Source organism: Streptomyces marispadix, assembly GCF_022524345.1.
In the GTDB taxonomy this organism is placed as follows: domain Bacteria; phylum Actinomycetota; class Actinomycetes; order Streptomycetales; family Streptomycetaceae; genus Streptomyces; species Streptomyces marispadix.
In genome coordinates this window covers 1,742,236-1,762,420 of record NZ_JAKWJU010000002.1, presented here as the reverse complement: position 1 = coordinate 1,762,420, position 20,185 = coordinate 1,742,236, and the positions used below count along the sequence as shown (strand labels likewise).

Below are 20,185 nucleotides of genomic sequence, written 5' to 3'. Positions count from 1 at the left end.
GAAGGCCAGACGCATCCTATGGCGAACAACATGTCGTTCATCGGCCGTGATATGGCTGTCGACCTCGGGACCGCCAACACGCTGGTGTACGTCAGGGGTCGCGGGATCGTCCTCAACGAGCCGTCGGTCGTCGCCATCAACACCAACACCGGGGGCATCCTGGCTGTAGGCGCCGAGGCGAAGAAGATGATCGGCCGCACCCCGGGCAACATCGTGGCCGTGCGTCCGCTGAAGGACGGCGTGATCGCCGACTTCGAAATCACAGAGCGGATGCTCCGCTACTTCATCCTCAAGATCCACAAGCGACGTTATCTCGCTCGTCCGCGCGTGGTCATCTGCGTTCCCTCGGGCATCACCGGTGTCGAGCGCCGTGCCGTGATCGAGGCCTCGACCCAGGCCGGCGCCCGCCAGGTGCACATCATCGAGGAGCCCATGGCCGCGGCGATCGGCTCCGGTCTCCCCGTGCACGAGGCCACCGGCAACATGGTCGTCGACATCGGCGGCGGCACCACCGAGGTCGCCGTGATCTCCCTCGGCGGAATCGTCACGGCGCAGTCGATCCGCGTCGCCGGCGACGAGCTGGACAACGCCATCATCCAGCACATCAAGAAGGAGTACAGCCTGCTCCTCGGCGAGCGCACCGCCGAGAGCATCAAGATCACGATCGGTTCCGCGCACTCCCTCGACAAGGACGAGCACACCGAGATCCGAGGACGTGACCTCGTCAGCGGCCTCCCCAAGACGGTCGTCATCTCGGCCGCCGAGGTCCGCCGGGCCATGGAGGAGCCGGTCAACGCGATCGTCGACGCCGTGAAGACCACGCTCGACAAGTGCCCGCCCGAGCTGTCCGGCGACGTCATGGACCGCGGCATCGTCCTCACCGGCGGCGGGGCCCTGCTGCGCGGCCTGGACGAGCGGCTGCGCAGCGAGACGGGCATGCCGATCCACATCGCCGAGGATCCGCTGGACTCCGTGGCGCTGGGCTCCGGCAAGTGCGTGGAGGAGTTCGAGGCGCTTCAGCAGGTCCTCGACTCCCAGCCCAGGCGATGATCTGAACTCAAGCGATCTGCCGTGCGGTCTGCCGCAGTACGACCACCAGTCCGCCCGCGGATCGTTGACAGTTCCGGAAGCACCGCCGCATCGCGACACCGCTCCGGAACGGACACCGGTCCGACCGACTGAGGAAAGGCACGGCCGCCGCACGTGAGGGACACCCGAGAGAGCCGGCTGCTGCTCGTCCTTCTGATCGCCATCGCGTTCGCACTGATCACGGTGGACATCAGGAAGGGCGAGCAGTCCCCTATGGACAGCGCGCGGCACGTCGCCGCCTCCGCCTTCGGACCCGTGGAGAACGGGGTCTCGGCGGCCGTCGACCCCGTGGGGAACTCCATCGCGGCGGTACGGGACTCCGGTGTGCGGCACGACCGTATAAGCCGTCTCGAAGCCGAGAACGCGAAGCTGAAACAGCGTCTGGGCTCCAGCGACCGGCACCGCGCCAGGTCCAAGGAACTGGACAAGCTGCTGAAGACGGCGGGCGCGGGCGGCTACGGGCTCAAGGGCGCCCAGGTCATCGGGATCGGCTCCGCACAGGGCTTCTCCTGGACGATCACGATCGACGCGGGCACCCGCGACGGCATCGCACGCGACATGACGGTCATCAACGGCGACGGTCTCGTCGGCCGTGTCACCACCGTCAGTTCCTCGACGTCGACCGTGCTGCTCGCCAACGATCCCGACTTCTCCGTCGGCACGCGTATGGAGAAGAGCAGTGAGCTGGGCTTCGCCACCGGCCGGGGCGGCGACGCCATAACGGTTCAGCTCCTCAACGGCAAGTCGGAGGTGAAGAAGGGCGACCGGATAGTGACTTTCGGCTCCCGCAACAACAAGCCCTTCGTGCCGGGCGTGCCCGTGGGGACGGTCTCCAAGGTCGACAGAACGGCCGGGGACCTCACGCGCAGCGTCAACGTCCGACCGTTCGTCAGCTTCAGCAAGCTCGACATCGTCGGCGTCGTCGTACAGCCCCCGCGGACCGACCCCCGGGACGAGGTGCTGCGCGTGAAGAAACCGCCGAAGCCGAAGCCCGCGCCCACGGTGACCGTGACCAAGACGCCGAAGCCGGACGCTTCGGAACCCAGGAGCTGACCGATGTACCTCAACCGGATCCTGCTCTCGGCCGTTCTCGTCGTCGGTGCGCTGATCGTGCAGGTCAGCGTGCTGGCGAGGCTTCAACTGCCCGGGGCGGTGCCGGATCTGCTGCTGCTCGTCCTGCTCGGTCTCGCGATGGTCTACGGGCACACCGCCGGTGCGATCACCGGTTTCCTCGGCGGTCTGCTCGCGGACCTGGCGCCGCCCGCGGAGCACGCGGTGGGCCGCTACGCGCTCGTGCTGTGCGTCATCGGATACGTCGCGGGCCTGACCAAGCCGGAGGGCTCACAGCACCGTTCGGCGACGGTGCCGATGCTCGTCGTCGCCAGTGCCGCCGTGGGGTCGACGCTGCTCTACGCGGGCGTCGGGACCCTCGTGGGCGACACGGCGGCCGGTCAAGTGGGGCTGTTTCCGCTGCTGTTCACGGCCACGCTCTACGATCTGCTGCTGGCGCCCTTCGCCGTACCGCTGATCATGTGGGCCGCACGCCGTACGGAACGGGGCGTTGTCACCTCCGACGCCTCCGGCGTGGGAAGTATGGGCCGCAGTGACAAAGGCGCCTACGGCTGGCTCAGTTCGGGTACAGGACTTCAAGTCGGCGGCGGCAGCATCTTCGGCAAGAGCCGCAACGGCGGCACGACGCGCAACTCGCGCAACGGCAAGGCCATCCGGATGGGCATCCAGCGGGGCAGCCTGCTGGACCGGTCGTCCCGTAAGAGCAGGACCGGGAAGATCAAGGGGGTCAAGCGGCTGTGAGCAACATCCCTGAGACCGGACGCAGTCACCGGGTGAACATCCGGCTGGTCGCCATTCAGATCCTCGTGATGTCCCTGCTGCTCACCCTCGGCGGACGACTGTGGTATCTCCAGGTCCGCAACGGCGACCAGTACCAGAAGGAGGCCGCCGGCAACCACGTGCAGCAGGTCGTGCAGCCCGCGACCCGCGGCGCCATCCTCGACTCCCGCGGCGTGCCCATCGCGGACAACGAGACCCGGCTGGTCGTCTCCGCCTCCCGTACCGAGCTGATGAAGATGGACGACGGCGGCAAGGCCGTGCTGACGCGTCTCGCCGGTGTCCTCGACATGAGCCCGAAGACCGTGCAGGAGAAGGTCCGCCTCTGCGACGCCAAGACGCCGCAGCCCTGCTGGAACGGCTCGCCCTACCAGCCGATCCCCGTCACCGACGACGCCACCACGCAGCAGGCGCTCCAGATCCGCGAAAGGGCCGAGGACTTCCCCGGCATCACGGCCGAGCCCACCGCCGTCCGCCGGTACCCGGCGCCCTACGGCTCCCGTACCTCCCAGGTGCTGGGCTATCTCTCGCCCGTCACCGACGAGGAGATCCGTAAGACCAAGAACACCGACTCGCCCTTCCTCTCCTCCGACGAGATCGGGCGGTCCGGCCTTGAGCGTACGTACGACGCCATACTGCGCGGCAGTTCGGGCGTGACCCGCTACGAGGTCGACAATCTGGGCCGGGTCATGGGACGGGCCAAGAGCGACAAGGCCGAGCCGGGCTCCAGCCTCGTCACGAGCATCGACTCCCGGGTCCAGGCCGTCACCGAGAACGAGCTGCTGACGGCCATGAAGAACGCCCGCAAGGAGCACGACAAGAACACCAACAGGAACTACAAGGCCGACGCGGGCGCCGCCGTCGTCATGGAGAACAAGACGGGCCGGATCGTCGCGATGGCCTCCAACCCGGAGTACGACCCGAACGAGTGGGTCGGCGGCATCTCCGGCAAGAAGTACAAGCAGCTCACGGGCAAGAAGTCGAACTACCCGCTGCTCAACCGCTCCATCCAGGGCCTCTCGGCGCCCGGTTCGGTCTTCAAGGTGATCTCCACCGCGGCGGCCGTCAAGGCGGGCAACAAGTTCGGCGGCAACTACAACTGCTCGTCCTCGTACAACGTCGGAGGACAGACCTTCAAGAACTACGAGTCCAAGAGCTACGGGTCCATCGACCTCGCCCGTGCCCTGGAGGTCTCCTGCGACACCGTCTTCTACGACCTGGCGTACAAGCAGTGGCTCAAGGACGGCGGCAACCACCCGAAGAAGAACGCGAAGGACTACTTCTACAAGACGGCCCACAAGTTCGGCCTCGGCAAGAAGACCCGCGTCGACCTCCCCAACGAGGTCGAGGGCCGCATCCCGGACCGCCAGTGGAAGAAGGACTACTGGAAGGCCAACAAGGACGCCTGGTGCAAGCAGGCCAAGAAGCCCAAGTCCTACGCCGACAAGATCGCCAAGGAGAACTGCGTCTCCGGGATGAAGATGCGTGCCGGTGACAGCGTCAACTACTCCATCGGACAGGGCGACACGCTCGTGACCCCGATCCAGATGGCCACGATCTACTCCGCCGTCGCCAACGGCGGCACCATGTACGACCCCACCATCGGCAAGGCGACGATAGGGCCGAAGGGGAAGACGATAAAGGAGATCAAGCCGAAGTCCCACGGCAAGCTGCCGGTGAAGAAGAGCATCCTGAAGAAGATCGACAAGGCGCTCGCCGGTGTGGCCGAACGGGGCACCGCGGCCTGGCGGTTCGGGGACGCGGGCTGGCCGCAGGACAAGATCAAGATGCATGCCAAGACCGGTACGGCCGAGGTCGCGGGCAAGCAGACCACGTCCTGGTTCACGACCTACACCAAGGACTACACGGTGGTCATGACGATCTCCCAGGGCGGCACCGGCTCCGGCGCCTCCGGTCCTGCCGTGCGCAACATCTACAACGCCATCTACGGCGTCAACGCCGACGGCGACCTCGACGAGGACTCGGCGCTGCTGCCGAAGCCGGAGGACGGGCTCCCGAGGGTCGACAGCCACGGCAACATCGAGGCGCGCGAGGACAAGGACTTCAAGAAGCGGGCCGCGCGGGCGGTCAAGGGCGCACCGGCAGGCGGAGCGGCCGGATGAGCACGCACTCCTACACCCTCAGCGGCTACGGGCCGCACAAGAAGTCGGCGTGGGGCAGGCTCACCGCCCGCGACTCGGCGGTGTGGCGGCTCGACTGGATCATGGTGCTGTCCGGCATCGGGCTGTCCATCGTCGGCTCGCTCCTCGTCTGGTCGGCGACGCGCAACCGCACGGACCTCAACCAGGGCGACCCGTACTACTTCCTCACCCGCCATGTGCTCAGCCTCGTCGTTGGGCTGCTGCTCATGGCGGGGATGGTGTGGCTGGGTCACCGCAGGGTGCGGGGAGCGGTGCCGTTCCTCTACGGGGCGACGGTGCTGCTGGGGCTGCTCGTACTCACACCGCTTGGCGCGACGATCAACGGGCAGCGGGCGTGGCTCCATCTCGGCGGGGGCTTCTCGCTACAGCCCGCCGAGTTCATCAAGATCACCGTGATTCTCGGCATGGCGATGCTGCTGGCCGCGCGTGTGGACGCGGGCGACCGCGAGCATCCCGACCAGCGCACCGTCCTTCAGGCGCTGGGGCTGGCCGCCGCTCCGATCGTGGTCATCATGCTGATGCCCGACCTCGGCTCCGTGATGGTCATGGTCATAATCGTCCTGGGAGTGCTGCTGGCGTCCGGTGCCTCGAACCGCTGGATCGTGGGGCTGTGCGCCGCGGGCACCACGGGGGCCGTGTGCGTCTGGGCGTTCGGGCTGCTCGACCAGTACCAGATCAACCGGTTCGCCGCTTTCGCCAACCCCGCGCTCGACCCCTCCGGCGTCGGCTACAACACCAACCAGGCGCGGATCGCGATCGGTTCGGGCGGGCTGGCCGGCAAGGGGCTCTTCGAGGGGTCGCAGACCACGGGCCAGTTCGTCCCGGAGCAGCAGACGGACTTCGTCTTCACGGTCGCCGGCGAGGAACTGGGCTTCCTGGGCGGCGCGTTGATCATCGCGCTGCTCGGTGTGGTGATCTGGCGTGCGTGCCGCATCGCCCGTGAGGCGTCGGAGCTTTACAGCACGGTCGTGGCGGCGGGCGTGATCGCCTGGTTCGCCTTCCAGTCGTTCGAGAACATCGGCATGACGCTGGGCATCATGCCCGTGGCGGGGTTGCCGCTGCCGTTCGTCTCCTACGGCGGTACGTCCATGTTCGCGGTGTGGATCGCGCTGGGGCTGCTTCAGTCGATCAGGGTTCAGCGGCCCGTCTCCGCGTAGAGGCGCGGCTGTTCGGCCCCGCGGCTCGGTTCGGTTCGATTCGGTTCGGCTCGCTCTGGCTCCGGTTCCGCCCGGCCCGGCGGTCGGCGGGGCCGCAGCCCCTCGGTCCGGCGGGTTGGGGACGGCTCCAGTCCCCGCGTTACGCTGAATGGTCACCCGTACCGCGAAAGCGTCCCGATCCGAGGAACCCCCATGCCAGTCGAGTCGGTCTTCCCGCGCCTGGAGGCCCTCCTTCCACACGTCCAGAAGCCGATCCAGTACGTGGGCGGTGAACTGAACTCCACCGTCAAGGACTGGGATTCCTGCGACGTCCGCTGGGCGCTGATGTACCCGGACGCCTACGAGGTGGGTCTGCCCAACCAGGGCGTGATGATCCTCTACGAGGTGCTCAACGAGCGTGAGGGCGTACTGGCCGAACGCACCTACAGCGTCTGGCCGGATCTGGAGAAGCTGATGCGGGAGCACGGCGTCCCGCAGTTCACCGTCGACGCCCACCGCCCCGTGGGCGCCTTCGACGTACTCGGTGTCTCCTTCTCCACCGAACTCGGCTACACCAACCTCCTCACCGCCCTCGATCTCTCCGGCGTACCGCTTGAGGCGAAGGACCGCGGCGACGAGCACCCGATCGTGATGGCCGGCGGGCATGCCGCGTTCAACCCGGAGCCCGTGGCGGACTTCCTCGACTGTGCCGTCGTCGGCGACGGCGAGCAGGCCGTGCTGGAGATCAGCGACATCATCCGCGCCTGGAAGTCGGAGGGCCGGCCCGGTGGCCGCGACGAACTGCTGATGCGCCTCGCGAAGACCGGCGAGGTCTACGTCCCGAAGTTCTACGACGTGGAGTATCTGGCGGACGGGCGCATCTCCCGGGTGGTGCCCAATCGCGCGGGCGTTCCCTGGCGGGTCGCGAAGCGCACCGTCATGGACCTCGACGAGTGGCCGTATCCGAAGCAGCCGCTGGTGCCGCTGGCCGAGACCGTCCACGAGCGGATGTCGGTGGAGATCTTCCGCGGCTGCACCCGCGGCTGCCGCTTCTGCCAGGCGGGCATGATCACGCGGCCGGTGCGCGAGCGTTCCATCACCGGAATCGGCGACATGGTGGAGAAGGGCCTGAAGAACACCGGCTTCGAGGAAGTCGGGCTGCTGTCCCTCTCCTCCGCCGACCACAGCGAGATCGGCGATGTGGCCAAGGGCCTCGCCGACCGCTACGAGGACGACAAGATCGGGCTGTCGCTGCCCTCGACCCGCGTCGACGCCTTCAACATCGACCTCGCCAACGAACTGACCCGCAACGGCCGCCGCTCCGGCCTCACTTTCGCGCCCGAGGGCGGCAGCGAACGCATCCGCAAGGTCATCAACAAGATGGTCTCGGAGGAGGACCTGATCCGCACCGTCGCCACCGCCTACGGCAACGGCTGGCGGCAGGTGAAGCTGTACTTCATGTGCGGACTCCCCACGGAGACCGACGAGGACGTGCTCCAGATCGGCGACATGGCCGTCAACGTCATCGCCAAGGGCCGCGAGGTGGCGAAGTCCAACGACATCCGCTGCACCGTCTCCATCGGCGGCTTCGTGCCCAAGCCGCACACCCCCTTCCAGTGGGCGCCGCAGCTCTCCGCGGAGGAGACCGACGAACGGCTCGGCAAGCTGCGGGAGAAGATCCGCGGCGACAAGAAGTACGGGCGCTCCATCGGCTTCCGCTACCACGACGGCAAGCCCGGCATCGTCGAGGGCCTGCTCTCGCGCGGCGACCGCAGGGTGGGCGCGGTGATCCGGGAGGTCTACGACCGGGGCGGGCGCTTCGACGGCTGGCGTGAGTACTTCAGCTACCGGCTGTGGATGGAGTGCGCGGCCCGTACGCTTCCGCAGTTCGGCGTCGACGTCGACTGGTACACGACGCGCGAGCGCACCTACGAAGAGGTCCTGCCCTGGGACCACCTGGACTCCGGCCTCGACAAGGACTGGCTCTGGGAGGACTGGCAGGACGCGCTCGACGAGACCGAGGTCGAGGACTGCCGCTGGACGCCTTGCTTCGACTGCGGGGTGTGCCCGCAGATGGACACGGAGATCCAGATCGGTCCCACGGGGAAGAAGCTGCTGCCGCTGACCGTCGTCAACTAGGGCGTACATCGGGGTCGTTCGCCGTCCGGTGTCCGGAAGGTTCCTCGGAAGGTCCTCGGAAGGTTGTGCCGGCCGGGATGAACCGGGCGGGGCGTGCGGGCGTCCTCGGTGGTGTGAGCGAGCATCAGCCTGGACATGACCACGCGGGCCCCGCGGGCTCCCCGCCTTCGGCGGGGGTTCCGGGCGCGGCGGCGGAACGCGACGTGCGCCGCGTATCCCTGGTGAAGGCCGCGCCCCCGGCGGCCGGGACGGCCGAGGGCACCGGGGCGGCCGGGCACTACGACGTCGAGGCGCCCTTCGAGGGGTGTCTGACGAGGGTGATCCGGGTGCCCGTACGGATCGTGACGCTGGTGCTGATCCTGCCCGTGCGGATGGTCTGGGACGTGCTCGCCGTCTGCGGGCGGGCGCTTCGGCGGACGCTGTGGGTGCCCTTCGCGCGTGCGATGGGACGGGTGTGGCGCCAGGCTCTCGCGCCGGTGCTCTACGCGCTGTTCGTCTGGCCGTGGTGGGCGCTTTGGCGGTACGTGCTCGCCCCGGCCGGGCGGGGGCTCGTATGGCTCGCGAAGGCGGTGGGCGCGGGCATTGCCTGGGCTGCGACGGGCACTTGGGCCGGGCTGGCTTGGCTTGGCCGGACGCTCGTCGTCGCGCCGCTGAGTCTGCTCTATCGGTACGTGCTGACACCGGCGGGGCACGGAGCGCTGGCCCTGGCGCGGGCGGTCGGCGCGGGCCTGGCATGGCTGGGACGCAATCTGGTCGCGGCGCCGGCGGCGCTGCTGTACCGGTATGTGCTGAGGCCGGTCGGTCTTGGTGTGGTCGCGGTGGTGCTGGGCGTGGGCGCGGGGCTGGCGTGGTCGTGGCGGTGGCTGGTGGTGGCGCCGTGCGCGCTGCTGTACCGGTATGTGCTGACGCCGCTCGGTCATGGTGCGGTCGCGATGGTGCGCGGCGTGGGCGCCGGGCTGGCGTGGCTTTGGCGGTATCTCGTGGTGGAGCCGTGCCGCTTCGTACACCGGTGGGTGCTCAGGCCCGTAGGGCGCGGCATCGCCGTCGTGGCGCGCGAGGTCGCGGACGCCGTCGGGCACGCGTGGCGGGTCGCGGGACGGATATCGCGGGCGGTCCTCCGGTTCTTCGGGTGGCTGCTGCGCGTGCTCTTCGCCGACCCTGCCGTGTGGGTGTGGCGGCATGCGGTCCGGCCCTTCGGCCGCGGCCTGCGGGACGGCGTGTGGCGGCCGGTCGCGCGGGCCGTACGGGAGGCGGGGCGCGGCGTGCGTGCGGCACTCGCCTCGGCTCGGGCTTCCGTACGGGAGACCCGCGCCGAGCTGCGGCGGGCCCTCTTCGGCGGACCGCGCGTGGGCAGCCCGGTCCCCAAGGGCGGGGCCCTGCCCGGGAGCGGGCGCGTACCCTGGGACGCAGGATCACCGCACAACAGCGCGACGCCGCCGGGAGTTTCCGGGGCGAAGCGCGACGATGCGGACTTCCGCACCCGTTGAAGCACCGCGGCTCCTGAGGCGTCCGCGAACACCGCAACGCCGGCACAGCCGAAAAGCAGCACCTTGCACCCGTACGTATGCCGAGGGCGGCAGGCTCCCCATCCGCAGCCGCCCCGCACCAGCCACTGAGGAGAGAACCACTGGGCAAGCGACAGCCCGAAGGCCCGCCGCCCGCACCCGCCGTACAGCGTGTGCGGCTGCGATACACCAAGCGCGGACGCCTCCGGTTCACCAGCCATCGGGACTTCCAGCGCGCTTTCGAGAGGGCGCTGCGCCGGGCAGGGGTGCCCATGGCGTACTCCGCCGGTTTCACCCCCCACCCCAAGGTCTCCTACGCCAATGCCGCACCCACCGGCACCGGCAGCGAGGCCGAGTATCTGGAGATCGCCCTCGTGGAGCGGCGCGATCCTGACGAACTGCGTTCGCGCCTCGACGAGTCGATGCCGCCAGGGCTCGACATCGTCGAGGCGGTCGAGGCCCGTACGTCCGACTTCACCGACCGGCTGGAGGCCTCCGAGTGGGAACTCCGGCTCGACGGGGTCGCACGGGAGGAAGCGGAACGGGCCGTGGAGGTCTTCCTCGCGGCCGGCTCCGTGGAGGTCGAACGGCAGACCAAGAAGGGCCTGCGTACTTTCGATGCCCGAGCCGCCGTCACGTCGCTGACCTCAGCGGAAGCGGCGTCCGGTGCAGGGCCCGATGGTCCCGGGGAGGGACCCTGTGCGATACTGCGCCTGGTGGTACGGCACGTGACACCTGCCGTACGACCCGACGACGTCCTGTCCGGCCTCCGAGCTACGGCCGACCTGGCGCCGCCGGTCCCCGCAGCGGTGACCAGGCTGGCGCAGGGGCCGCTCGATGAGGAGACCGGCACGGTGACCGACCCGTTGGCGCCCGACCGCGACGCACCCCTCGTCGCGACGGCGCCGGGCGGCAGCGCGTAGGCCGAGAGCCTGGAGGATCAGCGTTGAAAGCGCCACCGCCGACGCAGGCACCAGGGAGCCACCCGGGTCCGTGTCGTGGCAGGCAGGCGCAATGACCAGAAGACTTTCGCCGTAGCCGGGCCGTCTGTACGAAGGACAGACCGGAACCGGCGAGTGAGACACAAGCTCCCGTGTGGCGCCCGCGCCCTGGAGCACGGCTCGCCCCCGATCGCGGGCCGTGACCGTGAGGATGAGGCGCGGCGCCCGGGAGCGTGACGGGAGAAACGCCCGCATGCTCGAACCGAACAACGAGAATGAAAGCGCAACCGCAGAAAGCGTGGAGAGCGCAGGGAAGACGGTTGACGTACCGGGTGCACCGAGTGCCCCGAGCACACCGGGTGCACCGGGTGCGGAGCACGCCGGGGACGCCGGGCAGTCCGAGGGAGGTTTCCTCTCGCCCAGCGACACCCTGCCGCCTCGTCGCCGCAGGGCGGCGAGCCGTCCGGCAGGGCCTCCGTCCCAGCCGTCGGTGGCTCCCGAGGTGATCGCGGCGAGCGATACGTCCGTATCCGCGGGGGCTGCCGGTGCCGCCGGGGTTACCGGCGCTTCGGATTCGGCTTCCGATTCCGGCTCCGGCGACTCGGGCCCCGGTGCGGGAGGTGGCGCTGATGACGCCACCGGCGACGGTTCCGAGGCTCCGGCCCCGGTGTCCGCGCCGCCGCGTCGCCGTGCCGCCCGCCGGGCGAGCGCCCCCGCGGGCACGCCGAGCGTGAGCGAGCCGGAGGTCGCGGAGCAGGTCGTACCGGCCGAATCGCAGCAGTCCGCAGCGGATGAGTCGGCTGCGGACTCCGATTCGGGCTCTGCCGCCTCGGGTTCACAGAGTTCCGAAGGGGGCTCGGAGGCCGTGGCCGATCCGGCGCCGCCCCCGCGTGCGCGGCGCAGGGCCGCGGCACCGGCAGGGACGCCGGTCGTGGCGGAGACCCCCGCGGCCGACGCGGACGGCGATGCCGCGCGGTCCCGTACGGATGACGAAGAGCCCGCCGCTCCCGCACGGACCCGGCGCAGGACGGCTCGCAAGACCGCTGCCTCCGCGGAGACGGACGCTCCCGCGGAGAGCGCGGGCGCGGGCGCGGAGGAGCGGAGCACAGCCGAGGGCGGGCCCGAGGGCTCGGGCGAGTCCGAGGCGGTTGCCGAGGAGCCCGCACGTACCACGCGCCGCTCGGCGGCCACCGCCCGTAAGAGCACATCGACTCGTAAGACCGCCGCATCGGCTCGGACGTCGGCGAAGGCGTCCGCCGAGGCGTCGGCCGGTTCCGCGGCGCAGGCCGAAGGCTCGCAGGAGGGCGACGGCGCTGACGGCACCGGCGGCTCCGAGGAGTCCGGTGCCCGTACGCGGCGCCGCACCACGACACGTAAGACGGCGAAGACCGCCAAGTCCGCGGCCACCGAGTCGCGTTCCGCAGCAGGAAGCGGAAGCGGCGCCGGCAACGGGAGCGCCGATTCCGAAGGCGCCGCGCCCACCGGGACGGAGTCCGGGAGCAGCCAGGCCCGTGCTCCGCGCAAGCCTGCCGGGCCGCCGGTGGCGCTGTTCCAGGCGCCGGTGTTCACGGAGCCCGCGTTCCAGACCCCGCAGAGCGCAGCCGCGGCTGCCGCTGCCGACGCGGCGGCCGAGGAGGCCGACGAGATCGACGACGAGGAGGAAGAGGAGGCGCCGGTCGCGGCCGAGCGTCCGCGCCGCCGCCGTCGTCGTGCCGACTCCTCGGGCGACGGCGGGCAGCCCGCCGACGAGGGTGCCGATACGGCCGCCGACAGCGAGGAAGAGACGAAGGAGTCCGGCGACTCCGACTCCGACTCCGACTCGGACGAGGAGCAGGAGGAGCGCCCCGCCCGCAGGCGACGCCGCGGCGGGCGCCGCCGTCGCCGGGGTGAGAGCCCCGAGTCGACGGACGAGACCGAGGAGAGCGGTGCCGCCTCGGGCGCCCGCGACGGCCAGGACAAGCGGTCGCAGCGTGGCGACGGCGGCAAAGGCGAGAGCGGGGGCGCCGACGGCGGCGCCGAGTCCGCCGGATCGTCCGACTCGGCCGCTTCCGGCGAGGCAGGCGGAGGCGCGGACTCCGGCAAGGCGGGCGAGGACGACGACGAGAGCCGCGGCCCCGGTTCCTCCAGCAGCTCCCGGCGCCGTCGCCGCCGCCGCCGTCGCGGCAGTGACGCGGGTGACTCGGGCGCGGGCCGCGAGGTGGAGGAGGACGACCCGGAGCGTACGGTCGTCAAGATCCGCGAGCCTCGCCGCAGGAAGGAAGAGCCCACCGACGAGGTCCAGGCGATCAAGGGGTCCACGCGGCTGGAGGCGAAGAAGCAGCGCCGCCGTGAGGGCCGTGAGCAGGGCCGCCGCCGGGTGCCGATCATCACGGAGGCCGAGTTCCTGGCGCGCCGTGAGGCCGTCAAGCGGGAGATGATCGTCCGGCAGAGCGGCGAGCGTACGCAGATCGGCGTCCTGGAGGACGACGTGCTCGTGGAGCACTTCGTCAACAAGGAGCAGTCGACCTCGTACGTCGGCAACGTCTACCTCGGCAAGGTGCAGAACGTACTTCCGTCGATGGAGGCCGCCTTCGTCGACATCGGCAAGGGCCGCAACGCGGTCCTCTACGCCGGCGAGGTCAACTTCGAGGCGCTGGGCATGGCCAACGGCCCCCGCCGCATCGAGACCGCGCTCAAGTCCGGCCAGTCGGTGCTGGTGCAGGTCACCAAGGACCCGATGGGCCACAAGGGCGCCCGACTGACCAGCCAGGTGTCGCTGCCCGGCCGCTATCTGGTCTACGTCCCCGAGGGGTCGATGACCGGCATCAGCCGGAAGCTGCCCGACACCGAGCGTTCGCGGCTGAAGCAGATCCTGAAGAGGATCGTGCCGGAGGACGCGGGCGTCATCGTCCGTACGGCCGCCGAGGGCGCGAGCGAGGACGAACTGCGGCGCGACGTCGAGCGGTTGCAGGCCCAGTGGGAGGACATCCAGCGCAAGGCGCAGAAGGGCAACGCCCCGACGCTGCTCTACGGCGAGCCCGACATGACGGTGCGCGTCGTGCGCGACATCTTCAACGAGGACTTCTCGAAGGTCGTCGTCAGCGGTGACGAGGCGTGGGAGACCATCCACGGCTATGTCGCGCACGTGGCGCCCGACCTCGCTGAGCGCCTGGAGAAGTGGACGTCGGACGTGGACGTCTTCGCCACGTACCGCATCGACGAGCAGTTGATGAAGGCGCTGGACCGCAAGGTGTGGCTGCCGAGCGGCGGTTCGCTGGTGATCGACCGCACCGAGGCCATGGTCGTGGTGGATGTCAACACCGGGAAGTTCACCGGCCAGGGCGGCAACCTGGAGGAGACCGTCACCAGGAACAACCTGGAGGCGGCCGAGGAGATCGTGCGCCAGCTACGGCTGCGCGACCTCGGCGGCATCATCGTGATCGACTTCATCGACATGGTCCTGGAGTCCAACCGCGACCTGGTGCTGCGGCGGCTTCTCGAGTGCCTGGGACGGGACCGTACGAAGCACCAGGTCGCCGAGGTGACCTCGCTGGGGCTCGTGCAGATGACGCGAAAGCGGGTCGGGCAGGGCCTGCTGGAGTCCTTCTCCGAGCAGTGTGTGCACTGCAACGGGCGCGGCGTGCTCGTACACATGGAACAGCCGGCGACTGTCGGCGGCGGCAAGAAGAGCAAGAAGCGGGGCGGCGGCAAGGGCGGAGGCGCGCAGGCGCCGAGCCAGGCCAAGGCTCCGGCCGAGGAGGCGCCCGAGGTAGAGGCCGCCGCGGAGGCGGCCGTTCCGGCCGGGGTGTCCGGGGCTGCGAAGGAGAAGGTCTCCGTCGCGGAGCCGAAGGCGTCGCGGGCGGCCGAGTTCACGCCGGACGAGGAGCTTTACGGTTCGGTGGCCGAGGCGGAGGCGGCCGCGACGTCTGGCCGCAGCCGTACGAGGCGGCGGGGCAGCCGTAAGGCGACGGCGCGGCAGGGCGCGCCGCAGACCCAGACTCAGTCGCAGGGCCAGCCGGAGGGGAAGGCTCAGGCGGAGCCGGCGGCGGTGGAGTCCGCGGCCGGTGCGGGCGCCGAGCCGGGTGCCCGGGAGCAGGCGAGTACCGAGCCCGAGAGTCCCGCCGGACGGAGAACGGCAGGCGCGGAGACCGCAGACGCCGAAGCGAGCACCCCGAAGGGGGCCACCGGCCCGGGAAACGGCCGAAGCCGTTCGCGGGAAGGCTCCGTGACTGGTGGCGAGGGCGCCACCGGTGACGTGAGCACCGCGGGCGGCGTGCAGGAGGACGCCGGTCACACAGCCACGGGCACGGACACGGCGAGCGGTGCGGCTGCGGCACCGGCCACGGAGACCGACCGGGCGGAGGCGGAGCGCCCCGCGCGACGGCGCCGACGTGTGGCACGCAAGGTGTCGGCCCCCGCCGGATCTCCGCCCGCCGCCGAGGAGGCGGTGGTCACGGTCGTCACGGCGAGGACCGAAGAGCCGTCCGCCCCCGAGCAGTCGCCGCAGCCCGCGTCGGACGCGTTGGACGCGTCGGCTGGGTCGGCTACAGCGGACGCGGCTGCGGCCCCGGTGGCGGAGCCCGCGCCGGAGGCGGCTCCTCCGGCCAGGCCGAGGCGCCGTGCGAGCCGCAGCGTCTCGGCACCGGCAGGTTCGCCGCAGTCGTCGGACGAGGCGGCGGGTGCGATCGTGCTGCCCGCGTCGGAGCACTCGCCCGCGCCGCAGCCGGTGAGCGACGAGACCCCGGTGGAGGCACAGCCCGTCTCGGAGGCAGCTCCTCCGGTGGCCCGGCGGCGTCGCGTCACTCGTAGCGTCTCCGCTCCGGCGGGCCCGCCCCCGGCATCGGACGACGCCGGCTCGCAGCCGGGGCCTGAGGCGGCGACGGAGTCCCGGCCGGGACAGGAGCCTCAGGCGGCGACGGACTCGGAGGAGGTCTCCGCCGAGGGGACCACGGCGGCCAAGAGGCCGGCGGCGAAGAAGACGTCGGAAGCCGCTTCGAGGAGGACCACGACAAGGAGGACGGCCGCAGCCGAACAGGACGCTCCGTCCTCGGTGTCGGCATCCGCCGACCCTCCGGCCGAGCCGTCGGTCGATTCGCCCGCGGACTCGTCTCCCGACGAGGAGTGACCCGCGCTGTTTGAGGCCCCCGGCCGGTAACGCGTCCCCCCGGAAGCACACTTCGGACCGCGTACCAGCCGGGGGCCTTGCCACGTAAGGGAGTTGGGGGCTGCTCGCCCCTCCGGAGGTGCCGCAGCGGCGGCGGGCCGGTCGCCTCGGCGGGCACGGCCGGGGCCCCATGGGGCGGGGCTGACCCGGTTTGACCAGCGTGTGCGGCGCCCCGTAACCTTGGCCGTTGGCGTGTCACCCAGGATGCGCCACGCTCCTGAGCAACTCCCTCCCGCGGCGTCAGCCGGGGAGAGGCCGCTCAATCCACTCGGATCAGATCGTGGTCCCGGGCGGCGGTGTCTTCTCATCGTCCGCCGGTTCCGCGCCGGGCGGCTGGCGTCAGGGGCTCCGTGACGAGCGAGAGAGAGTTCCGCGTGTACGCAATCGTGCGCACCGGCGGCCGCCAGCAGAAGGTGTCTGTCGGCGACGTCATCGAGGTCGACCGTATTTCCGAGAGCAAGGCCGGAGAGCGCGTCGAGCTCTCGACCCTGCTCGTCGTGGACGGTGACACGGTCACCAGCGACCCGTGGGTGCTGGACGGCGTGAAGGTCTCGGCAGAGGTGGTCGACCACCACAAGGGCGACAAGATCCGCATCCAGAAGTACAAGAACAAGACCGGTTACAAGAAGCGGATCGGTCACCGCCAGCTGCACACCGCGCTGAAGATCACCGACATCCCCACCCCGGCCAAGAAGAAGTAAGGGACTGAGTAGAGATGGCACACAAGAAGGGCGCATCGTCCACCCGGAACGGCCGCGACTCCAACCCTCAGTACCTGGGTGTGAAGCGCTTCGGCGGTCAGGTCGTCAACGCCGGTGAGATCCTCGTCCGCCAGCGCGGTACGCACTTCCACCCGGGCGCGGGCGTCGGCCGCGGCGGCGACGACACGCTGTTCGCGCTGGACGCGGGTGCCGTGCAGTTCGGCACCCGTCGTGGCCGCAGGGTCGTCAACATCGTTCCTGTCGCCGAGTAACAAGCCGCGTCGGCGGCGCGCCTCGCAGACGCGCGCCGCGTCGCTACGCACACCATCGAGGGCGGACGGCCGCTCCTGTGAGTACGCATCGCTCGTACCTGCGGGAAGCGCGTCCGCCCTCGCTGTTTCGGGGCGCGGGCCCCGGGGTCGCGGCCCCCGCCCCCTGCGTACGTCTGCGAGACACGCGAACCGCACAGAGCAAGCACCTCGAACCGCGCACGCTCCGCCCGCGGTTCGGCACCGATCCTCAGCCGGGAGGCACCTCACATGACCACCTTCGTGGACCGCGTCGAGCTGCATGTCGCCGCGGGTAACGGGGGCCATGGCTGTGCCTCCGTGCACCGGGAGAAATTCAAGCCGCTCGGCGGCCCGGACGGCGGCAACGGCGGGCGCGGCGGCGACGTCGTACTCGTCGTCGATCCGGATGTGACGACGCTGCTCGACTACCACCACAGCCCGCACCGCAAGGCCACCAACGGCAGGCCGGGGGAGGGCGGTCACCGCTCCGGCGCCGACGGCAAGGACCTGGTGCTGCCCGTCCCGGACGGCACGGTCGTCCTCGACGCCAAGGGCGAGGTGCTTGCCGACATGGTCGGCAAGGGCACGGTGTTCGTGGCCGGGCAGGGCGGACGCGGCGGCCTCGGCAACGCGGCGCTGGCCTCACCGCGCCGCAAGGCGCCCGGCTTCGCGCTGCTCGGCGAGCCGGGTGAGTCGCGCGACATCGTGCTGGAGCTGAAGACCGTCGCGGATGTGGCGCTCGTCGGCTATCCCTCGGCGGGCAAGTCGTCGCTCATCTCGGTGCTTTCGGCCGCCAAGCCGAAGATCGCCGACTATCCCTTCACCACGCTCGTGCCCAACCTCGGTGTGGTGACGGCCGGTTCCACGGTCTTCACGATCGCGGACGTGCCGGGGCTGATCCCGGGGGCGAGCGAGGGCAAGGGCCTGGGCCTGGACTTCCTGCGCCACGTCGAGCGCTGCTCGGTCCTCGTGCACGTACTGGACTGCGCGACCCTCGAATCGGACCGCGACCCGGTGAGCGACCTGGACGTCATCGAGGCCGAACTCGCCCAGTACGGCGGCCTGGAGGGACGGCCGCGGGTCGTCGTGCTCAACAAGGTCGACATCCCCGACGGGCAGGATCTCGCAGACATCATCCGCCCCGATCTGATCGCCCGCGGATATCAGGTCTTCGAGGTCTCCGCCGTGTCCCGTAAGGGGCTGAAGGAGCTGTCGTTCGCGCTCGCCAAGGTCGTCGACGAGGCGCGTGCCGCCGAGCCGCCCGCGGAGACGACGCGAGTGGTCATCCGTCCCAAGGCCGTGGACGACGCGGGCTTCACCGTCACCAAGGAGGGCGACGGCTTCTTCCGCGTACGGGGCGAGAAGCCCGAACGCTGGGTCCACCAGACCGACTTCAACAACGACGAGGCGGTGGGCTATCTCGCCGACCGTCTCAACCGCCTCGGTGTGGAGGAGGAGTTGATGAAGGCGGGCGCCCGGGAGGGCGACGGCGTCGCCATCGGGGGAGAGGACGACGCGGTCGTCTTCGACTGGGAGCCGACGATGATGGCGGGCGCGGAGATGCTCGGCCGCCGCGGCGAGGACCACCGCATGGAGGCGCCTCGCCCGGCCGCGCAGCGCCGCCGTGACCGTGAGGCGGAGCGTGACGAACTCCTCGGGGAGTACGAGGAGTTCGACCCGTTCGAGGACTAGGGCGTGGCGCGCGAGCGGTAACGTGGAGACGTGTACACCGCGTTCCTCTCGCTCTGAGTCTGGCTGGTTCGAACGGGCCGCCCGGCGCCCTCTGAGGTCGCTGGAAGCCGGCCCGTTCTCTGTGCTGCCCGTGGGCAGCGGCATCCGATTCCAGCCCGCAGAGAAGAGAACTGCCATGAACACCACTCCTGCCGTCGTGCCGACCGCCTGGACCCGTCAGCACACCCACACCCTGGCCGGCCTGGACGTCCACGCCGGCCTGGACGGACTCGAACCCCTGCGCAAGATCGTGGGCGACGCCCGCGTCGTGGCGATCGGCGAGGGCGCGCACTTCGTCCGGGAGTTCTCCCAGGTGCGTCAGCGAGTGCTGCGATTCCTGGCTGAACGGTGCGGATTCACCGTCTTCGCCTTCGAGTACTCCTTCGCCGCCGCAGACGATCTGGACGCCTGGCTGCACGGCCGCGACGACCGTCCTCTGGCGCAGGTGTCTCCGGCTGCGGCCGAGTGGGGAGCGGCTGACCTGATGGCCTGGTTGCGCGAGCACAACACCACCGGCCCCGCTCCGTTGCGGTTCGCGGGTGTGGACGTGCCCGAGGCCGGCGGCGCGCTGCGGCCCGTACTGGAGCCGTTGGCGGACCTGTTGGCCGTGGCCGACCCGGAGTCGGAGGCCCTGGCGCGCAGGGCCGTCACGATCAGCGACGAGTTCCTGTCCGGGCTCGGTTCGGGCGCGGCGGCGGCACCCGCCTGGGCGGGCCTGCCGACCGCGTCTCAGGACGAGCTGACCGCGCTTCTTGCGCGCCTGGAGCTGCGCCTGAGCGCGATAGAGCCGTTGATGACCGACCGCGCGCCGTCGGGACTGGTGCGCCGTGCTGAACGGCTGCTGGCGGGGGCACGGGCCACGGACTACATGTTCGGGGCCGCCAACGACCTCGGTTCCGCGAAGGGCAAGACCGCGGACCTGTCGGTGCGCGACCGCTACATGGCCGAGACTCTGGCCTGGCACCTGAGCGAGGCGGGCCCTGAGGCGAGGGTCGTGATCGCGGCGCACAACAACCACATCCAGAAGACGGCCAACGTCTTCAACGGGCAGATCACCGCGCTCCCCATGGGTCAGCACCTGGCGGGCCTGCTCGGGACCGACTATGTCTCGGTGGCGGTCACCCACACGGCCCGGGCCGTGCCCGAGATGATTCCGGACCCCTCGATGCCCGTGGGTTTCCGATTGCAGGAGGTCCCCGCGGCCGAGCCCGTGCCGGGCAGTATCGAGCACGCGCTGGAGCAGACCGGGCTTGCCGGACAGGCGACGCTCACCGACCTGCGTCAGGCCCCGCGCGATGCTCGGGGCGAGAGTCTGCTGGGCGGCATCCGCACGCAGTCGGGGGTGATGCTCACCGACCTGACGGCCGCGTTCGACGCTGTCGTCTCGGTGCCCACCGTCACGCGGGACCTGACGGTCTCCTTCTGAACTGATCCGCACCGGTTCTGAATCGACCGCATCACCGGGTCGGGCGAGAGGCCCGCGGGTGTCTCGCCCGACCC

The 20,185-nt window shown here is 70.5% G+C and carries 13 protein-coding genes; all 13 read left to right on the top strand.

The features are described 5' to 3' along the window. Window positions 1–30 precede the first annotated feature (30 nt). The 13 genes from MMA15_RS07565 to MMA15_RS07505 all read left to right on the top strand — a co-directional run bounded on the left by MMA15_RS07565 (window position 31) and on the right by MMA15_RS07505 (window position 20,111). Window positions 31–1,050 (top strand): rod shape-determining protein, encoded by a 1,020-nt coding sequence (locus MMA15_RS07565; protein ID WP_028431807.1) that lies wholly within the window; start codon window positions 31–33, stop codon window positions 1,048–1,050. Window positions 1,051–1,203: 153 nt separating this feature from the next. Further along, the gene (mreC, locus tag MMA15_RS07560) at window positions 1,204–2,142 is read left to right on the top strand and encodes a rod shape-determining protein MreC (protein WP_241058354.1); all 939 of its coding nucleotides are present in this window, start codon (window positions 1,204–1,206) and stop codon (window positions 2,140–2,142) included. A 3-nt stretch (window positions 2,143–2,145) separates the two neighbouring features. Then, window positions 2,146–2,901, top strand: a complete 756-nt coding sequence (mreD, locus tag MMA15_RS07555) for a rod shape-determining protein MreD (protein ID WP_241058353.1) — start codon at window positions 2,146–2,148, stop codon at window positions 2,899–2,901. Further along, window positions 2,898–5,060 carry a penicillin-binding protein 2 gene (gene mrdA / locus MMA15_RS07550; RefSeq protein WP_241058351.1) on the top strand — a complete coding sequence of 721 codons (2,163 nt, stop codon included), beginning with the start codon at window positions 2,898–2,900 and terminating at the stop codon, window positions 5,058–5,060. Before mreD ends, mrdA begins: the two co-directional genes overlap by 4 nt. Beyond that, window positions 5,057–6,256, top strand: coding sequence for a rod shape-determining protein RodA (gene rodA / locus MMA15_RS07545; protein ID WP_241058349.1), 1,200 nt, complete (start codon window positions 5,057–5,059; stop codon window positions 6,254–6,256). Before mrdA ends, rodA begins: the two co-directional genes overlap by 4 nt. Before the next feature lie 192 nt (window positions 6,257–6,448). Further along, window positions 6,449–8,374, top strand: a complete 1,926-nt coding sequence (locus MMA15_RS07540; RefSeq protein WP_241058347.1) for a TIGR03960 family B12-binding radical SAM protein — start codon at window positions 6,449–6,451, stop codon at window positions 8,372–8,374. 203 nt (window positions 8,375–8,577) lie between these two features. Continuing rightward, complete coding sequence (locus MMA15_RS07535; RefSeq protein WP_241058345.1) at window positions 8,578–9,861, top strand: hypothetical protein; 1,284 nt, start codon at window positions 8,578–8,580, stop codon at window positions 9,859–9,861. A gap of 77 nt (window positions 9,862–9,938) precedes the next feature. Beyond that, window positions 9,939–10,802: a TIGR03936 family radical SAM-associated protein gene (locus tag MMA15_RS07530; RefSeq protein WP_241058343.1), complete on the top strand. Its 864-nt coding sequence runs from the start codon at window positions 9,939–9,941 to the stop codon at window positions 10,800–10,802. Between the two features lie 748 nt (window positions 10,803–11,550). Beyond that, window positions 11,551–15,924 (top strand): ribonuclease E/G, encoded by a 4,374-nt coding sequence (locus MMA15_RS07525; RefSeq protein WP_443732547.1) that lies wholly within the window; start codon window positions 11,551–11,553, stop codon window positions 15,922–15,924. Between the two features lie 413 nt (window positions 15,925–16,337). Next, on the top strand, window positions 16,338–16,664 hold the full coding sequence (rplU, locus tag MMA15_RS07520; RefSeq protein WP_241063067.1) for a 50S ribosomal protein L21: 327 nt from the start codon (window positions 16,338–16,340) through the stop codon (window positions 16,662–16,664). A gap of 14 nt (window positions 16,665–16,678) precedes the next feature. After that, window positions 16,679–16,936: a 50S ribosomal protein L27 gene (gene rpmA, locus MMA15_RS07515; RefSeq protein WP_241058336.1), complete on the top strand. Its 258-nt coding sequence runs from the start codon at window positions 16,679–16,681 to the stop codon at window positions 16,934–16,936. Window positions 16,937–17,203: 267 nt separating this feature from the next. Further along, window positions 17,204–18,646 carry a GTPase ObgE gene (gene obgE, locus MMA15_RS07510; protein WP_241058328.1) on the top strand — a complete coding sequence of 481 codons (1,443 nt, stop codon included), beginning with the start codon at window positions 17,204–17,206 and terminating at the stop codon, window positions 18,644–18,646. Between the two features lie 175 nt (window positions 18,647–18,821). Next, on the top strand, window positions 18,822–20,111 hold the full coding sequence (locus MMA15_RS07505) for an erythromycin esterase family protein (RefSeq protein ID WP_241058326.1): 1,290 nt from the start codon (window positions 18,822–18,824) through the stop codon (window positions 20,109–20,111). Window positions 20,112–20,185 lie beyond the last annotated feature (74 nt).